The following is an 18,020-nucleotide window of genomic DNA, read 5'->3' as shown; positions in this document are numbered from 1 at the left end:
CAAACCCCTATTGAGCAGCGCTGACTAGGGCAAGCCCTTACTTGTTTTCGATCCTGATTGCTTTACATTGTGATTTCCTATTTGTATTGGCTTCAATATTTTAGGTTCATAAGAATTTTCGGTATCATAAAAACAAGGGACAGATATGCAGAAAGGGCTTGTTCGTACCGGGGTTGCGGCCGCTGGTTTGATCTTGGGTTTGGCGTGGGCACCGGCCCACGCGCAGGTGCAGTCGGTAGAGGTGATGCGCGACAGCTATGGCGTGCCGCACGTCTTTGCCGACAGCCACTATGGCTTGTATTACGGCTATGGTTATGCGGTCGCCCAAGACCGTCTGTTCCAGATGGATATGGCGCGCCGCTCCTTTGTAGGTACGACCGCAGCCGTTCTGGGCCCTGGCGAGCAGGATGTCTACGTCAAGTACGACATGCAGGTGCGGCAGAACTTCACCCCGGCTTCCATACAGCGGCAGATCGCGGCCTTGTCCAAGGACGAGCGCGACATTTTCCGTGGCTATGCCGATGGCTATAACGCCTATCTGGAGCAAGTGCGACGACGTCCTGAACTGCTGCCCAAAGAATATGTAGATTTTGATTTTCAGCCCGAACCCCTGACAGACTTTGATGTGGTCATGATTTGGGTGGGCTCCATGGCCAATCGCTTCTCGGACACGAATCTGGAAGTGACCGCCTTGGCCATGCGTCAGTCGCTGGAAAAACAGCATGGGCCTGAACGCGGGCGAGCCTTGTTTGATGAGTTGTTGTGGGTGAATGACCCGACGGCACCAACTACGGTTCCTGCCTTGAACACAGAGCACAAACCACAGGCGCAAGCCGGTGTGCAGAATCTGGCTCAGGTTTCCACGAAATTATTGGCTGCAGAACTGGAGCGTCAGGACAAATCCTGGGGCGGTCGAGGCCCGGATTTTGCCCCCAAGGCCAGTAACCTCTGGAGTACCCGACCCGAGCGTGTTCAGGGCGGTTCCACGGTGCTGATTAATGGTCCGCAGTTTGGCTGGTATAACCCGGCGTACACCTACGGTATCGGCCTGCATGGTGCAGGCTTTGATGTGGTGGGCAATACACCGTTTGCCTATCCGATTGTTCTGTTCGGCACGAATAGCGACATTGCCTGGGGGGCAACCGCCGGTCCACAGGACGTGGTGGACATGTATCAGGAAAAGTTGAATCCGGCGCGTGCCGATCAGTATTGGTTCAACAATGCCTGGCGCACGATGGAGCAGCGCAAGGAGCGCATCCAGGTGCGTGGTCAGGCTGATCGGGAAATGACGATCTGGCGTACGGTACACGGCCCGGTCATGCAGTTTGATAAGGAGCAGGGCGCGGCCTACAGCAAAAAACGTAGCTGGGACGGCTACGAAGTACAGTCGCTGCTGGCCTGGTTGAATGTCGCCAAGGCTCGCAACTGGACGGAGTTTCTGGATCAAGCCAGCAAGATGGCGATTTCCATTAATTGGTACTACGCCGACAAGCACGGCAATATCGGCTATGTCTCGCCTGCCTTCTTGCCCCAGCGTCCCGCTGACCAGGATATTCGCGTGCCTGCCAAAGGTGATGGCAGCATGGAATGGCAAGGCATCAAGAGCTTCGACGCGATTCCCAAAGCCTATAATCCGCCCCAAGGCTATCTGGTCAACTGGAACAATAAACCTGCACCGGACAAGACCAATACGGATACCTATTACTGGACCTATGGCGACCGCATGAACGAGCTGGCTACCCAATACCAGCAGAAGGATGTGTTTAGCGTGCAGGAGATCTGGGAGTTCAACAAGATAGCGTCGTATAGCGATGTGAACTGGCGCTATTTCCGCCCGCATCTGGAAAAGCTGGCGCAAAGTTTGCCTGCCAATGATGGCAGTAACGCAGCGTTGACGACCTTGCTGGCCTGGGATGGCATGGAGCGCGATCAGGATGGGCACAATGCCGGAGCGGCGCGTGTCCTGTTTAAAACCTGGCTGGAGGAAATGTACAAGCAGGTATTGATGCCAGTTGTGCCTGAATCGCATCGTGCCATGTACAGCCAGACGGGTTTTGCCACGCAGCAAGGCCCCAATCCCGGTTCCATCAATTTGAGTATGGGCACCAAGGTTCTGTTGCGTGCCTTGGCCCTGGAAGAAAATCCTGATCCCAAGCGTGTGAATGTTTTTGGTGAGCGTTCCTCTCAAGAAATCATGCACACGGCTTTGCAAAATGCGCAGGCTCGTTTGAGCCAGGAGCAGGGTGCTCAGATGGCGCGCTGGACCATGCCGACCTCGGTGCATCGCTTCAGCGACAAGAACTTCACGGGAACCCCGCAGACGACTTCGGGCAATACCTTTGCCTTTACCGGCTATCAGAATCGTGGCACGGAAAACAACCGTGTGGTGTTTGATACTGAAGGCGTGGAGTTCTGCGATGCCATGCCGCCCGGCCAAAGCGGCTTCACCGACCGTAATGGTGTGCGTAGCCCGCATTACGAGGATCAGTTAAAGCTGTATGAGAACTTCGAGTGCAAGACCATGGATGTGACGCACTCGGATATTCGCCGCAATGCGCAAAGCAGCACGATGCTGTTGATTCAGCCGCAGCAGTAGTCATGAGGAGGCACGATGCCTGGTCTTTGAGGTAGGTGTCGTGTCGCTGGTAGCAATGCGGAGCTTGGGTGGCGACAGTTAGTCATATAGCCATACAGCCGTACACAAAAAAGCCGCCCCTGATTAAGGAGCGGCTTTTTCTGCTTCCAGCCGAAGCTCTTCTCAGCCTGGAATGCGATCCAGGATACGCTGTGCTTCGATACGAACACGCTCGGGGGCGGTGCCGCCGATGTGTTTGCGCGAAGCAACCGAGCCTTCCAAGGTCAACACGCCAAAAATATCCGACTCAATACGGCTATCGAATTTTTGTAGTTGTTCCAGGTTCAGATCGGCCAGGTCGCAACCCAATTGTTCACATTCACGCACGGCCAAGGCCACGGTTTCGTGGGCGTCACGGAAAGGCAGGCCTTTCTTGACCAGGTAATCAGCCAGATCGGTAGCGGTCGCAAAGCCTTGCAGGGCCGCGGCACGCATGGCATCAGGTTTGACTTTGATACCGGAGATTAGATCGACAAAAATGGTCAGGGTGTCGCGAATGGTGTCAGCCGAATCGAACAGGCCTTCCTTGTCTTCCTGATTGTCCTTGTTGTAGGCCAGTGGTTGGCCTTTCATCAGGGTCAGCAGGGCGATCAGGTTGCCATTGACGCGACCGGTCTTGCCACGGGCCAGTTCAGGAACGTCGGGGTTTTTCTTTTGCGGCATGATGGAACTGCCGGTGCAAAAACGGTCGGCTAGATCAATAAAACCAACGCGAGGGCTCATCCACAGCACCAGCTCCTCGGAGAAGCGGGAGATGTGCGTCATGATCAGCGCGGCAGCGGCGCAGAACTCAATGGCAAAGTCGCGGTCCGATACGGCATCCAGCGAGTTGCGGCAGACATCATCAAAGTCCAGCAGCTTGGCCACCATTTCGCGGTCGATGGGGTAGCTGGTACCGGCCAGGGCGGCAGCGCCCAACGGCAGGCGGTTCACACGTTTGCGGCAGTCTTGCAGACGCTCGGCATCGCGTTGGAACATTTCGGCGTAGGCCAGCAAATGGTGGCCAAACGTCACGGGTTGTGCCACTTGCAGGTGGGTGAAACCGGGCAAAATAGTGTCTGCCTGGGCCAGGGCCAATTCAGCCAGTTTGCGCTGCATCTGAGCCAGCAGGTCCAGAGCAATGTCGATTTCATTGCGCAGCCACAGGCGGATATCGGTGGCGACCTGGTCATTGCGTGAACGGCCGGTGTGCAAGCGCTTGCCTGCATCACCAATCAGTTCGACCAGACGTTTTTCGATGTTCAGGTGCACGTCTTCCAGATCCAGCAACCACTGGAACTGGCCTTGGGCAATTTCGTCCAGAATCTGGCTCATGCCGCGCTCGATGTCCGCTTTGTCCTGCTCGGTGATCACACCGACGGCGGCCAGCATGCTGGCGTGGGCCAGGGAGCCCTGAATATCAAAGCGTGCCATACGCTTGTCAAAGTCCACCGACGCTGTGTAGCGTTTGACGAGGTCAGAGACGGGCTCGGAAAAGCGAGCCGACCAGGCCATGGCTTTATTGGCAAACTGGTCTTGGGAAGAGGGGGGGGTGTTTGTTGACATAGAGGGCAATTATAGTGGATCGGACGGGCTGACGCAGGTCATCCAGTCCCGCAGAAAACAGACGCTGTGCAGTATATTAGATAGTTTTGAGACTCTAGGAAACCATGCGGGCCCTTTTTGGGGCTGGCTGGACAAGGAAGAATACATGGAGCAAGAACGCACCTTTGCCGATTTGTTGGGCTGGCAATGGATCGAAGCGTATTTACCGCAGGATCGCTGGGTACAGATACTGGCCGGTTTGGCCATGCTGACTGTGCTGGTCTGGATTGTGAGCTGGTTGACCAGTTCTGTGCTCTCGCGCCTGGTGCGCAGGCTGCTGAAAGTGGCGGGCAAGGACGATTGGGCCCGTGCCCTGGTCAAAAAGCGCTTTGTGCGCAACGTGGGCTATGCCGTGCCTTTGCTGGTGGTCAGCTCTAATCTGACCTTGCTGCCTTTGGCCAAGAATTTGTTGGAAGTGATCGAGCGGGTGGCACTGCTGGGCTTTCTGGTGTTCCTCATCATGGCGGTAGTCAGCCTGTTGGGGGCGTGGCAAGAGGTCTATGCCAATTCCAGCAAGGGGCGTACCAAGTCCATCAAGGGCTATGTTGAGGTGGCCAAGATCGCGGTGTGGGCGATTGGCATTATTGTCATGATCTCAATCGTGCTGGACCAGTCGCCGGTGCTGCTGCTCTCCGGTCTGGGTGCTTTATCCGCGGTCTTGTTGCTGGTCTTTAAAGACACCTTGCTGTCGCTGGTGGCCAGCACGCAGATGAGCACCAACGATATGTTGCGAATCGGCGACTGGATCGAGATGAAGCAGGCCGGGGCCGATGGTTTTGTGATCGATATGGCACTGCATACCGTCAAAGTCCAGAACTGGGACAAGACGGTTACGACCATCCCCACGTACAAGCTGTTTTCCGAGAGTTACCGCAACTGGCGGCAGATGTTCGAATCCGGTGGGCGACGTATCAAACGCACCTTGAGCATTGATGCCTCCAGCGTTCGTTTTCTGACTCCGGCTGAAGTTGATAGCCTGTCGCGCTTTGCCTTGCTGCGAGATTATCTGAACGAGAAAAAAGAAGATCTGGAGCGTTCCAATCAGGAATTGAGTCGTGCGGGCATGGACGCGGTCAATTACCGCCGCCTGACCAATCTGGGCACCTTCCGTGCCTACTGCATGGCCTATATCAAGCGTCACCCTGAAATCCACCAGGACATGATTCAGATGGTGCGCATGATGGAGCCCACCGCAGACGGTATTCCTATCGAGGTCTATTGCTTTACCAACAAAACCGCCTGGGTGGACCACGAGCGCATCCAGGGCGATATTTTTGACCATATTCTGGCTGTGCTGCCTGAAATCGGCTTGCGTCTGTTCCAGTCGCCTACCGGTCGCGACCTGAGCCTGGGCTTGAGCCTGGCAGCCGAAAGTCACCGCCCGTCCTTGCCGGGCAGTGCCAAAGACCCTCTTTAAATTTGACGTGCGAGTAACCATGAAACAAATTACGGCCATCATCAAACCCTTCAAACTGGATGAAGTTCGCGAAGCCCTGGCAGAACTGGATGTGAACGGCTTGACCGTGACCGAAGTCAAAGGCTTTGGCCGTCAAAAAGGTCATACCGAGCTGTATCGCGGTGCCGAATATGTGGTGGACTTTCTGCCCAAGATTCGTGTGGATATCGTGGTGGCTGCTGATCGCTGTGAGGCGATTATCGAAGCCATCATCAAAGCGGCCCATACCGGCAAGATCGGTGATGGCAAGATTTTTGTAACCCCTGTTGAGCAGGCTATCCGTATTCGTACCTCGGAAAGTGGCCGCGACGCGCTGTAAGTATCTCCCGCGTCGGGGCCTTGGCTATGGCCGTTATAAGAACAGGGCAAACTGATGCGATATGAAACCTTGGGTTCTGCGCCACGCCTCTGGTGAGCTGCTGGCGCAGATTGCTTCCCAGTATTAGGCCACGGCGCCCCAAGTCTCCTTGGCCTTTCTGCTGCTCGACCCGAATGTCGTTGTTGTTCCCAAGGCGTCGCGGGTAGCACATGCATAGCAGACTGCGGCAGAGGGGGAGTTGATCGTGAGTTCCGACCACATTCAGGCTTTGGATGCGCAGTTTTCGCGTGGCCTCAAGCCGACGTATTTGCTCATAATCTAGTAAAAAAAGTCGCCCTGGCTTGAGGTGATTGGGCCGTTTGGATCGTCCGGATCAATTTATTTGATCGTGTCGTGCCGTTGGCTGATTTCTGCTGTTGGTAATCCCGCTTTCATCGAAATCACAGGGCAGATTCCTTGGCCTCCCGTCTTCATGGCGCCTGCCTCGCGATGTTAGGCAAAAGATAAAACGCGCTGATCCCCTGACTCCACTTGCTTAGTGTTTTCCCTAAAGTGACAGCACTAGAAAAAATTATTAATAATTAGGTTATACGAATAACTTATTTGCTAGATTTAATATTATTAATTGTTATTAATCAATCAATTTTTGTAAATTTAAATGTTATTCGTATAACTTATTTTGGGGTAATAACCGATAGAGGGAACCTTCGCCATGCCTCGACATGCACTCAGCGCTACTGCCATACCGGCCCGCATACGTAATGCCAGGATGGCCACCTTTGCTGGTTTCTTTGTCATCGGCGCCATGATTTATGTTTGGTCTACCAGCGTGACGGCCTTTCGCTACCAACTGGGTTTGGTCGGAGGTCTGGGGGATCTGAGTTTTGGCCTGATTGCGTCAGGAATAGGCGTTGGTACCGCTGCGGGTGCTCTGGTCATTGGGCGTCTAATTGATAAATTCGGTCCAAAACAGGTGGTCGGCGCATCACTGGTGTTGTATCCCTTGTCCATCGTTCCGCTGAGCTTTGTATCTGACACTTCGTTCGCGCTGAGTTTTGGCATTGTCCTGGGACTGCTGCGTGGCGCGTCAGATACCGCATTGAATGCACATGGTGTTCAGGTTGAACGCTTCTACGGTCGACCTATCATGGCGGCGTTTCATGCTTTTTACCCCTTGGGCGGGTTCATGTTTGGCCTGATCGGTAGCCACTTTGCGTATGTCTATACCGACAGTGTGTTGGTGCCCTTTCTCAGTTGCAGCGCGGTGCTGTTGGTGGTGGCTCTAGTCAGCCGCTGTTTCATGTTGGATAGGCAGGATTTGCCTCTCAGACAGGCTGGTTTCGTCGCTGATGCTGCTCCGATTAAGGCGCGCGATATGCGCGTTGTCATGTTGATGATTGGCTTTGGCTTGCTGCTATTGGGCAGCATGGTCGGTGAGAGCACCGTCGCCGACTGGGGGCAGGAATACCTACGGCGCGAATTGTTGATTGAGCCGGGCACGGCTGGTTTAGCAATCAGCACCTTTACGGGTATGCAGTTTGTAGGACGTCTTGTTGGAGACCGGGTTGCTGAGCGTTTCGGCTCGGTCCGGATGGTGGTGGGAAGCGGGCTATGTTCGATCGCAGGACTATTGTTTGTACTGTTGGGTGGCAGTGCCCTGAGAGCTATGCTGGGCTTTGGCCTATTCGGTTTAGGGGTGTCCTGTATTGCGCCCTTGATGTTGTCAAGTGCAGGCCGCAGGGACCTGGCGAATGTGGGACGTAACCTGGGTATTGTTAATGGTGTCGGTTACAGCGGCATGCTTTTTGCGCCCGCTGTTTTGTCGCTGGTTGTGAATGCGTTCGGCATTGGCGCTTTACTTTATTTTCCCTTGGCGTTGACAGGGCTGCTTGTCTTGCTGGCGCCGTGGATCATGCGAGAGGAGTGCGAGCATCGCCTCGCGCCTGTCGCGCCGATTCATTCCTGATGTTAACGATACGGATAGAACGAGCCAATACGACATTGCTCGCAACCCCTAGAGAGATGAAAGTATGAACCAGTCAGGTAAAGAGTCGGTTGACTACATTGTGGTCGGTGGTGGTAGCACGGGATGCGTGATTGCCGCACGACTGAGCGAAGACCATGATACGACGGTAGCGTTGATGGAAGAAGGGCCGTCTGATCGCAGCCCGTACATCCACATCCCTGGCGCCTATTACAAGACAGCTCAAGGTCCTTTGTTGAAACGTATACCATGGGTGCCGACTGATGGGCAGGCGCGTCGGGAACTGCCTACCATGGTTCAGGCCAGTGTGTTGGGTGGTGGCAGTTCGGTTAACGCCATGATCTACATTCGCGGAGTGCCGCAGGATTATGAGCGATGGCAAGCAAGTGGAGCAGAGGGTTGGAGCTATGCGGATGTGCTGCCTTACTTTATGAAATCTGAAGATAACGAGCGGTTCTGTAATGACGTGCATGGTGTCGGCGGACCGCTTGGAGTTTCTGACATCGCGCCCATTCACCCCTTGACTAAAGCATGGCTGCGTGCCTGCCAGCAATCGGGGCTGCCGTATAACGAGGATTTCAACCGGGGTGATCCGGCGGGTTGTGGTTTGTATCAGATTACCGCTCGCGATAAACGTCGCAGCAGTGCGGCGGTAGCCTACATCAATCCGGCCAGGGAACGGAGCAATTTGTCGGTACTGACCGGTCGGCGAGTCACACGGATCTTGATGGAAGGGACACGTGCTGTTGGCGTGGAGTATGTGCAGGGTGGACGGGTTGGGACGCTGTTTGCCAGGCGGGAAGTCATCTTGTGCGCCGGTGCGTTGAACTCGCCTAAGCTGCTGATGCTGTCTGGCATTGGTCCCGCCAGCGAGTTGTGCCGCCTGGGCATTCCGGTACAACTTGATCTGGCTGGCGTTGGGCAGAATTTACAGGATCATATTGAAATTTCTTTGGTCTATCAGCTCAATGGTCCGTATAGCTATGACAAGTACAAAAAGTTGCGTTGGAAGGCGATGGCCGGGCTGGAGTATCTGCTTTTTAAGAGTGGGCCAGCAGCGTCCAATCTGATCGAGGGAGGAGCATTCTGGTGGGGCCAGCCCGAAGAAGCGACGCCAGATATACAGTATTTCCTGGTGGTTGGTGCGGGTATTGAAGAAGGTGTAGATGGGGTACCTGGAGGGAATGGGTGTACTGTCAACGTGGGCCAGATTCGTCCACGTTCACGCGGTTTTGTCACGCTGGATGATCGAGATCCCAATCTGCCGCCTCGGGTCTATCCCAACTATTTCAGCGATCCTTACGATCTGGATGCGTTGGTCCAGGGCTGTGTCAAGGCCATTGAGATCATGGATCAACCCGCGATGCGTCAATATATCGCTAATCGTGTTGTCCCCTCGTCGGAAAAGATGGACAGACCGATGTTGCGCCAGTTTGTGCAGCAGCAAGCTCATGCCGCCTTGCATCCGGTAGGAACTTGTCGGATGGGCGTTGATGCTGATTCGGTGGTTGATCCACAATTACGGGTCCATGGTGTTAAAGGGCTGCGCGTTGCGGACGCCTCTATCATGCCGATGATTATTTCCGGTAATCCTAATGGGGTTTGCATAATGATTGGTGAGAAGGCCGCCGATCTTATTCGGGGCCGTCCGGCTCTGCGGGCAAGCCTCCCCAGCCTTTCGGGAGAGACGGTATGAGCCAGATGAAGAATTCTCTTATTTTCCATACAACGATTACCCCGTTCTCCAATCTAGCCCTGGATTTGGACATCATGCGCACGACCGGGTTTGACGGGATTGAACTGGGTGCCAATAAAGTGGGGGCCTTTCTTGCCTCAGGCCACACGCAGGCGGAGTTAGGGGCATTGATGCAGGATGTCCATGCACCAGGTATTGGATTTCTGATCGACCTGGAACGGCAAGGTGAGCTTGCGCTGCCGTTATGGCAAAGCGCGCATGAGTTGTTCGATTTGGCGGTGGCCTGTGGAGCCAAGGGCGTTCAGGTACTGACAGGCCCGTTGGACGTGTGCGCGGTAGAGGAATGGATGGCACTAGGCCGTAGCGAGAAATATATAGGGCTGCTAGGAGTGAGTCCAGATGAGCAAATTTCGCTGACGGCTAGCAATTTGCGTGTCTTAGCGGACATGGCGGCTGAAAAGGGTTTGCTGCTTTATCTGGAAACATTGGCCTGGTCCCCGGTCAGTCACCTTGATCAGGCGCTTAAAGTGATTGAAGCCACTGCACGGGAGAATGTGAAGGTGCTTATCGACTACTGGCATTGTTACACCTCGGGGGTGACGCCCGATCAAGTCGCAAGGCTCGATAAAGATCTGATCTATGGCGTGCATGTGTGCGATTCGCTGAACTTTCCCGGCGGTATTCCGGATGAAAAGACGTTGCGCGACGTGCCAACCGGTCAGGGGGTGCTGGACTTGCAGGTATGGACGGATGCAGTCCGGGCAACAGGCTATGAGGGGTGGTGGAGCTGCGAGTTGTTTTGCCGTAAGCAGCATCAGGAAAACTCTTATCAGATTGCGGCCTCACTAAGACAACTGATGCAAACCTTGATCGCTTGATCGCGTGCGTATATGCGCTAGCCAGCGAGGGGACCTTGACGCTTGTCCTTAAAGTACAACCAGGCCAAGGAGAGCATCACCACCGCAGAAATCGGCAGGGTCCAGGTGTTGACCCCGTACCAGCCGTACACGGCCAGAACGCGGCCCGAGGTAAAGGAGGACAAGGCCACACAGGTGAAGATGATGAAATCATTCAAGGCCTGCACACGACCGCGTTCTTCAGGGCGGTAGCAATCCACCACCATATTGGTCGCACCAATAAAACCAAAATTCCAGCCCAGACCCAGAAAAATAAGGCTGACCCAAAAGTGTGGCACCGTCATGCCCAGCAAGGCGATGATACTGGCCAGACCCAACAGGAACACGCCTGCAAAGGTGACGGGGATTTTGCCAAAGCGTTTGATCAGGTTGCCGGTAAAGAAGCTGGGACCAAACATGGCCAGAATGTGCCATTGAATGCCCAGGGTTGATTCTTTCAGACTATGGCCGTGCATCACCATCGCCAGTGGCGAGGCTGTCATCAGAAAATTCATCAGCACATACGACGCCACACCCGCCACTACCGCAACAATGAAATAGCTATTGGAGGCGATTTCACGCAAGGGGCGTCCGGTATAGGGTGCTTTTTCTTGCTGATTGCGCGTGCCCGGCGCCAAACGCAAGCCAAAGGCAAAGGGTAAAACCAGGGCGGCCAAGGCAGATTGTGCCAGGAAGGCAGCAGCAAAGGGGTGTTCGGGCCATATGTCCTGCGTATGGATGATGGTTTGGGTGGCAATAATGGCTCCCAGCAGCCCCCCGGCCATGACCCAGGAAATGGCTTTGGGCCGGAACGTATCACTGGCATCATCGGCGGCCGCAAAACGGTAGCTTTGTACGTAAGAGGCATACAGCCCGGCCAAGAGCGTGCCCACACAGAACAGGGCAAAAGACAGGCTGTAAATACCGGCAGCGGCCAGCAGGCCTGCTCCCACGCCCAGCAAGGCACCGATAATGTAGCCGCCCTGGCGTCCTAGCCTGCGCATCAGATAGGCGGCAGGCAGGATGCCGATGGCCAGGCCCAGGTTGAAAATACCCACTGGCAAGGTGGCCAGATCCGTGCTGCTGGCCATTTTCTGACCGACCAGACTGCTCAAAGCTACGACCAATGCCGGATTCGCCCCGCCCAGTGCTTGCATTCCAGAAAGAATAAAGGCGTTACGGCGACTCGAATCGACTGGCGTGGACATGGTTGGTCTCGGTATATAACTTTGTTTTATTAGTTAATGCTGAATTTTAGCTAAACCAGTGTAGCACCGCGAGCCCAGAAGGCAGGCATAAAGGACTCGGCGACCAGCAAGGGTTGGCCGTGTCGCCAAAAGACCGAACAACGCGACAAAACCTGTTGAGCATCCGGAACAGGCTCGCCGCTGGGCGTCACGGCGCGCTCAATCGTGCGGAAAAAGCTCATGCCACGGTTTAAACGGCAGCTTAAAAAGGCCGAGCGTTGTATCTGGGCATCGTTATAAAGCATGTCCGCCAGCGGGCGACTGCGCAGCCGCCGTATGCCTTGCCAGACACTGTGGGAGGCGGGCAGGGGCGTGAAACTGCGCGCAATAACGCAGCGGATTCCGTCTACTGCCATGGACACTTCCCGTATCCAGGCCAGCGTGCCTGGCGGCTTTTGAATCAAAGCAGCCTCTTGCGGGTTCAGGCGGCAGGCGTACTCGCTGACGACTTCCAGATGGACCTGGCCCAGACGGCGCAGACCGGCAGTCAGGGCGCCGGGACGGTGAAGCCAGTACTTTTGGGCCTGTGTGGCGGAGGGGTGAACCCGGTCATGCCAGGGTTTTTTTGTGCTGGAGGGAAATTTCATGTCCTGTATTATCGCCAAAGCCATAAAATAGCGCTCATGGAAAAAGAACGTATCTCAAAATTAATGGCCCAGCGCGGCATGTGTTCACGCCGTGAGGCGGATGCTTTCATCGAGCGCGGCTGGGTGCGTGTGGACGGTGAAACCGTCTCTGAATTGGGGAGCAAAGCCTATCCCAATCAGAAAATCACACTGGAAAAACAAGCGCGTCAGCGCCAGACCCAACGTGCCACGATCTTGCTGCACAAGCCCGTGGGCTATGTGTCGGGCCAGGCCGAAGCCGGTTATCGCAATGCGGTGTCCCTGATCGGCGCTGCCACGCAGTACAAGGGTGGCCGTGGTGGCCCACGCTTTGACCCGGCGCATCTGCGCGGTCTGGCACCGGCTGGTCGTCTGGATATTGACTCCACTGGCTTGCTTATCCTGACTCAGGATGGTCGCATTGCGCGGCAGATTATTGGCGAGGACTCGGTCATCGACAAGGAATATCTGGTGCGTGTGACCGGCAAATTGAGCGAACGCGGTATGGAGCTGCTCAATTTCGGTTTGAGCCTGGATGGCAAGCCCTTGCTGCCTGCTCAAGTGTCCTGGCAGAACGATGACCAACTGCGTTTCATTCTGCGCGAAGGCAAAAAGCGCCAGATTCGCCGCATGTGCGAGCTGGTCGGCCTGAAGGTCGTGGGTTTGAAGCGCGTGCGTATTGGCGAACTGGTACTGGGCGACCTGCCTATGGGCCAGTGGCGCTACATGAAAGAATCCGAGCGCTTGGCCTAAAGGCAAAGGGGCGGCTTACAGCCCCGAATGACGAAGTTGAAAGCTGGCCTTGTCATCCTGGGCCAGCGTTTTTGTTAACCACGGCATGCTTTGTTCCAGAGCCTTGAGCAGCGTCCAGGGAGGATTGCTGATGAACAAGCCACTGCCATGCAAACCCAAACCATTTTTGGCCGGAGCACGAACCGACAGGCTGACATGCAGCCAAGGCGTATCCAGTTGCTCCAGCTTGCGTTGCAAGGCCTGTACTTCAGGCCGCTGCACAATGGGATACCACACCACGATACAGGCTTGAGCAAAGCGCTTGAGGGCATTTTTGACGCTGTTCAAGACCTGCTGATAGTCCGCCTTGGCCTCGTAGGAGGGGTCCATGACGACAACAGCGCGTCGTGATGGGGGTGGTAGCAAGCGTCCCAACTGTTCAAACCCATTTTCCGGATACAGGCGAACCCGACGATTGCCTTTGGGAAACAACTGCGCCACGTTTTCGCTCAGGACCTCGAATTCAGACGGGTGTAATTCAAAACCGTGAAAACTGTCCTGGTTACGCAAACGCTCCAAGGCCAACCAGGGTGAACCGGGGTAGTAACGGGCGGTCCCGTCCGGGTTCAGGTCGGCAATGGCATCAATATAGTGTTCCACTAGTTCCGGGTACTCATCTTGCTGCAAGACCCGGTCCAGGCCGTCGTAGAACTCGCCCTTGGTTTGCGCCCAGTCGTGCTCCAGATCATAGATACCGGCACCGCAGTGAGTATCGATAATGCTGAAAGCGCTGTCTTTTTGGGCGTAGTAATTAAAGATATGCAGCAAGGTGGCGTGCTTGAGCACATCCGCGTGATTGCCAGCATGAAAGGCGTGACGGTAACTGAACAAGAGAAATCCTGGGTGTGGCGGTTTAAAGAGTGTCGGGGCGAATCGTGGTGACTTTATCAGTGAAGATGCCGTTGCATCCCCAATCCAGCAGCTCGCGCACCCGTTCGGCGTCGTTGACGGTCCAGACGGCCACGGTATAGCCCGCCTGACGGATGGCTTGGACCAGAGCCTGGTCAACAAAACGATCATTCAGATTCAGGCCCATGCAGCCCAGGCGCTCCAGGCGCTCGGGCCAGTCGGCTGGCACCTTCTCTTCGATGAGCAAGGCGCGGGGCAAGGTGGGGACGGCTTGCTGGGCCGCTTGCAGGGCGACTTCGGAAAAGGAGGACAGCAGGGGGGGCAGGCTGGCCTGCGCCCACAGGGCCTTAGCGGCCAGTGCCACCACGCGGCCAGTCTCGGCTTCATCGCCCGTGGTCGGCTTGATTTCGATATTGCTGTGAATCTGATTGGCCAGGGTAAAGGCGGCAATCGAACTCAAGGTAGGGATGGGCTCGCCTGCGTAGGCCGAAGAATGCCAGGCCCCAAAATCCAGTGCTGACAGTTCTGCCAGCGTCAGCGCAGAGGCGATGCCCTGGCTGTTGGAGGTGCGATCCAGTTCGTCATCATGCAGCAGCACGGGAACCCCGTCACGGCTCAGTTTGACGTCGTACTCCATCATGTGAAAACCATTCTGGGCGCCGACTCGAATGGCAGCCAGGGTGTTCTCCGGCGCTACCTTGCCTGCCCCTCGGTGGGCAATCAAAGCAGGGTAGGGCCAGTGATGATTCATTGAAGGCATGGCGGACTCGCAAGAGGCGTGATAAAAAGCCAATGTACTATTTTAACCGGGGCTGTACACTGTACGGTTACGGTTTTGGATTTACAATCCGATCCTAGGCCGAATCAAGCACCCATGGCGCCATTTGCTGCGCGGCGTGGGCTCGCTTTATGAGGCCACAGTTTACGTCAAACACACTTGATCCAAACACGGTATATTTTCAGGCCGAGCTGGGCTCTCCGGCCTGATGCGCCGCCCGCAGCGCCCCTGCTGCAAGCGAAAGTAGGTGATGATTAATGTTCGAGATTATCCGTAAGAACCAACGCGTCATGCAGTTGGTCCTGTTAGTGCTGATTCTGCCGTCTTTTGTACTGATTGGCGTCAGCGGCTACTCCAGCTATGTTTCTGGCGATAGCGATATTGTGAAGGTTGGCGATAGCGCCATTACATCCCAGGAATTTGATCGTGCGCGCCGCATGCAGTTGGACGATATGCAGCGTAACAATCCTGCCGGTTTTGATCTGGCTCAGGCGGATAGCCTGGAGAGCCGTCGTGCCTTGCTGGAATCCCTGGTTGATCAGCGTGTACAAATTGAAGTGGCTACCTCGGCCCGCTTTAATGTGTCCGACATTGCCCTGCGCGACAATATCGCCACCATGCCGGAATTTCAGGAAAACGGTACCTTCTCACCTGCGCTCTACAGCCAGGTTCTGGCCTCAGCCGGTATCAATACCCGTGATTTCGAGCAAAGCCAGCGTGGCCAGTTGGCCCTGCAACGCGTGCTCGGTCCAGTGGCCTCCAGTACCGTCATGCTGCCCAGCGTGATGAACAAGCTGGAAATCGCCCTGACTGAAGAACGTGGTGTGCGCACTCGCAGCTTCCTGACACGTGATTTTGAATCCAAGGTTCAGATCAGCGATGCAGACTTGCAAGCCTGGTACGACGCCAACAAACAATCGCTGGAACTGCCCCAGCAAGTCAAAGTGGAATATCTGCTGCTGAACGAAGCAGCTGCCTCCAAAGACTTGGCAACGCCTACCGAAGATCAGCTCAAGCAGTATTACGAACAAAACAAGGCCCGCTACGTACAAGCTGGCCGCGTGAACATCAGCCATATCCTGGTGACACTGCCTGCCGGTGCATCGGACAGCGAACGTGAAGCGGCCCAGGCCAAGGCCCGTGATCTGGCTGAAAAAGCCAAGGCCAATAAAGACGGTTTCGCCGATTTGGCACGTGCCAACTCCCAGGACGACGGTAGCGCCCGCGAAGGCGGCGAGCTGGGCTGGATCAGCAAAGGCTCCTGGCCCTCCGTGCTGGAAGGCGCTGTGTTCGCTTTGAAGAAAGGTGATGTATCCGGTGTGATCGAAGGCCCTAACGGCTTCCACATTTTCAAGAGCAACGAAGTTCAGCCTGAACAAGGCGAGTCCTTCGAGCAGGCCCGTAGCAAGGTGCAGGACGAAGTGCGCAAGCAACTGGCTTCCGAGCGTTTTGCCGATATGGCCAGCAAGCTGACCAATCTGGTTTACGACAACGAAGATAGCCTGGAAGCGGCCGCCAACGCCTTGGGTCTGAGCTTGAAACAGGCTGAGGGCATTAGCCGTCAAGGTTTGATTCCTGCTTCGCAAGTCAACGGCGATCTGGCTGCTGCCAAGAGCCCCGATGCCGCCGTGCTGGACGACAGCCGTGTTCGCCAGGCCTTGTTCAACCCTGAGACCCTGGCTTCGCGCAAAAACGCTGGCGTTATTGAAGTCTCGCCTGACACCTTGATTGCTGTGCGCGTTATCGACGTGCAAGCCGCGCATGTGCCAGAACTGGATAAAGTGCGTAGCATCGCCCAGGAAAATCTGCGCCGCGAGAAAGCAGCCGCTATGGCCGTGCAAGCGGGCGAGGACTACCTGAAGCAATTGAATGAAGGCGCAGAGCCTGAAAGCTTCTCGGCTCAATTTGCCGTTAGCCGTGCTGAATTTCCCGAGATGGACGAAGCCTTGTTGAACAAGGTTCTGGCCAATCCCGTGGACAAATTGCCTGCTTATGTGGGTGACCGTCAGCCACAGGGCTACACCGTGGTACAGATTCTGAGCCACGAACCCGGCAAGGCTGGTAATCCCGGTCTGGATATGTTGACGGCCCAACTGACGCAAGCCATGGCTCGTACCGAGACCCAGGCGGTTCTGCAAGCGATGCGTGTGGAAGAGAAAGTCCAGTTCCTGCCTGAAGCAGAGAAAGAATTGACCTCCAGCGGCGATAGCGAGTAACGCGGGTTGTGAGTCAGAACCAATCACCCTGGAGCATGTCTGCTTCAGGGTGTTTTTCAAAGAGCATTCTGATGAATCATTCTGAAATTTCCCTGGTACGGCGGCGCCTTTTAGGCGCCGCAACTGTTTGGGGCCTGACAGCACCGTGGCTGGCCCAGGCCCAGGCGGCCCCCCAGGGCACCTTTATTGAACGTACCTTGAACCGACCCGTACCGGGCGGGGTAGCCGTACTGGATTTGGGAGTAGGGAACCAGGCGCCTGTCGTGAACTTTAATGGGCATCGTGTCCTGGTGATTCAGGACGCCGATCAGCGCTGGAAAGCGATTGTCGGGCTGGATTTGAAAACAAAGCCGGGTCAGCACAGCGTATCCGTGCAAGGGCAGTCGAGTGTGGCGTTTCAAGTGGGTAGCAAGCGTTACCGCGAGCAGCGCATTACCTTGAAGAACAAATCCCATGTGAATCCAGACCCGCAGCAGCAAGCGCGGTTTGAGCGCGAATACGAAGAGCAGATGCAGGCTTATGCCAGCTTCCGCACAGAAGGCCCCAGCAATGTGGTGTTTGAAAAGCCCGTGCCCGGTCGTCTGACCAGTCCTTTTGGCCTGCGCCGTTTCTTTAATGGCGAAGAACGTAATCCGCATTCTGGTCTGGATTTTGCCGCCGCAACCGGCACTTCCGTCAAAGTCCCTGCGGACGGTGTTGTCACTATCGTGGCGGATTACTTTTTTAACGGCAAAACCGTATTTGTTGACCATGGCCAGGGCCTGATCACCATGTTCTGCCACTTGTCGGCCTTTGATGTGAAAGTGGGCGATAGCGTGCGCAAGGGCGATGTGATTGCGCGCTCCGGGGCAACAGGACGTGCGACAGGGCCTCATTTGCACTGGAACGTCAGTTTGAATAATGCACGGGTTGATCCCGCTATTTTTATTGGCGCTTTCCAGGCCTGAGCGGGCGTTTAGGGTT

14 protein-coding genes are annotated in these 18,020 nt (G+C 55.5%); 9 read left to right on the top strand and 5 right to left on the bottom strand.

What is annotated here, in order from left to right:
* Positions 1-145: 145 nt before the first annotated feature.
* Positions 146-2,596 (top strand): penicillin G acylase, encoded by a 2,451-nt coding sequence (locus OSH09_RS04500; protein ID WP_266120291.1) that lies wholly within the window; start codon positions 146-148, stop codon positions 2,594-2,596.
* Positions 2,597-2,758: 162 nt separating this feature from the next.
* Here OSH09_RS04500 and argH read toward each other — a convergent pair whose 3' ends face one another.
* A complete protein-coding gene (argH, locus tag OSH09_RS04495; protein ID WP_266120290.1) occupies positions 2,759-4,180 on the bottom strand; it encodes an argininosuccinate lyase in 1,422 nt (473 codons plus the stop codon).
* 145 nt (positions 4,181-4,325) lie between these two features.
* On the opposite strand from argH, the gene OSH09_RS04490 reads away from it, so the two are divergent.
* From OSH09_RS04490 to OSH09_RS04470, 5 genes are all read left to right on the top strand, one after another.
* The gene (locus tag OSH09_RS04490) at positions 4,326-5,636 is read left to right on the top strand and encodes a mechanosensitive ion channel family protein (protein ID WP_266120289.1); all 1,311 of its coding nucleotides are present in this window, start codon (positions 4,326-4,328) and stop codon (positions 5,634-5,636) included.
* A 19-nt stretch (positions 5,637-5,655) separates the two neighbouring features.
* Entirely contained in the window at positions 5,656-5,994 is a 339-nt protein-coding gene (locus OSH09_RS04485) for a P-II family nitrogen regulator (RefSeq protein WP_189390672.1), read from the top strand.
* A 712-nt stretch (positions 5,995-6,706) separates the two neighbouring features.
* Positions 6,707-7,960, top strand: coding sequence for an MFS transporter (locus tag OSH09_RS04480; protein WP_266120288.1), 1,254 nt, complete (start codon positions 6,707-6,709; stop codon positions 7,958-7,960).
* Positions 7,961-8,024: 64 nt separating this feature from the next.
* The gene (locus OSH09_RS04475) at positions 8,025-9,674 is read left to right on the top strand and encodes a GMC family oxidoreductase (protein ID WP_266120287.1); all 1,650 of its coding nucleotides are present in this window, start codon (positions 8,025-8,027) and stop codon (positions 9,672-9,674) included.
* Positions 9,671-10,552 (top strand): sugar phosphate isomerase/epimerase family protein, encoded by an 882-nt coding sequence (locus tag OSH09_RS04470; RefSeq protein WP_266120286.1) that lies wholly within the window; start codon positions 9,671-9,673, stop codon positions 10,550-10,552. Before OSH09_RS04475 ends, OSH09_RS04470 begins: the two co-directional genes overlap by 4 nt.
* A 17-nt stretch (positions 10,553-10,569) precedes the next feature.
* Here the strand turns inward: OSH09_RS04470 and OSH09_RS04465 are convergent, their stop codons facing one another.
* Both OSH09_RS04465 and OSH09_RS04460 read right to left on the bottom strand, forming a co-directional pair.
* Positions 10,570-11,778: an MFS transporter gene (locus OSH09_RS04465; RefSeq protein WP_266120285.1), complete on the bottom strand. Its 1,209-nt coding sequence runs from the start codon at positions 11,776-11,778 to the stop codon at positions 10,570-10,572.
* Between the two features lie 50 nt (positions 11,779-11,828).
* Positions 11,829-12,404: a chorismate--pyruvate lyase family protein gene (locus OSH09_RS04460; protein ID WP_266120284.1), complete on the bottom strand. Its 576-nt coding sequence runs from the start codon at positions 12,402-12,404 to the stop codon at positions 11,829-11,831.
* Between the two features lie 36 nt (positions 12,405-12,440).
* Between OSH09_RS04460 and OSH09_RS04455 the strand changes: the two genes are divergently transcribed.
* Positions 12,441-13,175 carry a pseudouridine synthase gene (locus OSH09_RS04455; RefSeq protein WP_207874951.1) on the top strand — a complete coding sequence of 245 codons (735 nt, stop codon included), beginning with the start codon at positions 12,441-12,443 and terminating at the stop codon, positions 13,173-13,175.
* Positions 13,176-13,190: 15 nt separating this feature from the next.
* On the opposite strand, the gene OSH09_RS04450 is transcribed toward OSH09_RS04455, so the two are convergent.
* Together OSH09_RS04450 and ugpQ are read right to left on the bottom strand one after the other, a co-directional pair.
* Positions 13,191-14,045: a 23S rRNA (adenine(2030)-N(6))-methyltransferase RlmJ gene (locus tag OSH09_RS04450; protein ID WP_266120283.1), complete on the bottom strand. Its 855-nt coding sequence runs from the start codon at positions 14,043-14,045 to the stop codon at positions 13,191-13,193.
* Positions 14,046-14,067: 22 nt separating this feature from the next.
* Entirely contained in the window at positions 14,068-14,814 is a 747-nt protein-coding gene (gene ugpQ / locus OSH09_RS04445) for a glycerophosphodiester phosphodiesterase (RefSeq protein WP_266120539.1), read from the bottom strand.
* 284 nt (positions 14,815-15,098) lie between these two features.
* On the opposite strand from ugpQ, the gene OSH09_RS04440 reads away from it, so the two are divergent.
* Both OSH09_RS04440 and OSH09_RS04435 read left to right on the top strand, forming a co-directional pair.
* Positions 15,099-17,057: a SurA N-terminal domain-containing protein gene (locus OSH09_RS04440; protein WP_266120282.1), complete on the top strand. Its 1,959-nt coding sequence runs from the start codon at positions 15,099-15,101 to the stop codon at positions 17,055-17,057.
* 71 nt (positions 17,058-17,128) lie between these two features.
* Positions 17,129-18,004: a M23 family metallopeptidase gene (locus OSH09_RS04435; RefSeq protein WP_266120281.1), complete on the top strand. Its 876-nt coding sequence runs from the start codon at positions 17,129-17,131 to the stop codon at positions 18,002-18,004.
* Positions 18,005-18,020 lie beyond the last annotated feature (16 nt).

The organism is Alcaligenes parafaecalis, assembly GCF_026344135.1.
Taxonomy (GTDB): domain Bacteria; phylum Pseudomonadota; class Gammaproteobacteria; order Burkholderiales; family Burkholderiaceae_B; genus Alcaligenes; species Alcaligenes parafaecalis.
This window is presented reverse-complemented; position numbering and strand designations above follow the sequence as displayed.

Coding starts and splice junctions, on each gene's coding strand:
- OSH09_RS04500 (WP_266120291.1), top strand. CDS start 146: ATGCAGAAAGGGCTTGTTCGTACCGGGGTTGCGGCCGCTGGTTTGATC.
- argH (WP_266120290.1), bottom strand. CDS start 4,180: ATGTCAACAAACACCCCCCCCTCTTCCCAAGACCAGTTTGCCAATAAA.
- OSH09_RS04490 (WP_266120289.1), top strand. CDS start 4,326: ATGGAGCAAGAACGCACCTTTGCCGATTTGTTGGGCTGGCAATGGATC.
- OSH09_RS04485 (WP_189390672.1), top strand. CDS start 5,656: ATGAAACAAATTACGGCCATCATCAAACCCTTCAAACTGGATGAAGTT.
- OSH09_RS04480 (WP_266120288.1), top strand. CDS start 6,707: ATGCCTCGACATGCACTCAGCGCTACTGCCATACCGGCCCGCATACGT.
- OSH09_RS04475 (WP_266120287.1), top strand. CDS start 8,025: ATGAACCAGTCAGGTAAAGAGTCGGTTGACTACATTGTGGTCGGTGGT.
- OSH09_RS04470 (WP_266120286.1), top strand. CDS start 9,671: ATGAGCCAGATGAAGAATTCTCTTATTTTCCATACAACGATTACCCCG.
- OSH09_RS04465 (WP_266120285.1), bottom strand. CDS start 11,778: ATGTCCACGCCAGTCGATTCGAGTCGCCGTAACGCCTTTATTCTTTCT.
- OSH09_RS04460 (WP_266120284.1), bottom strand. CDS start 12,404: ATGAAATTTCCCTCCAGCACAAAAAAACCCTGGCATGACCGGGTTCAC.
- OSH09_RS04455 (WP_207874951.1), top strand. CDS start 12,441: ATGGAAAAAGAACGTATCTCAAAATTAATGGCCCAGCGCGGCATGTGT.
- ugpQ (WP_266120539.1), bottom strand. CDS start 14,814: ATGAATCATCACTGGCCCTACCCTGCTTTGATTGCCCACCGAGGGGCA.
- OSH09_RS04440 (WP_266120282.1), top strand. CDS start 15,099: ATGTTCGAGATTATCCGTAAGAACCAACGCGTCATGCAGTTGGTCCTG.
- OSH09_RS04435 (WP_266120281.1), top strand. CDS start 17,129: ATGAATCATTCTGAAATTTCCCTGGTACGGCGGCGCCTTTTAGGCGCC.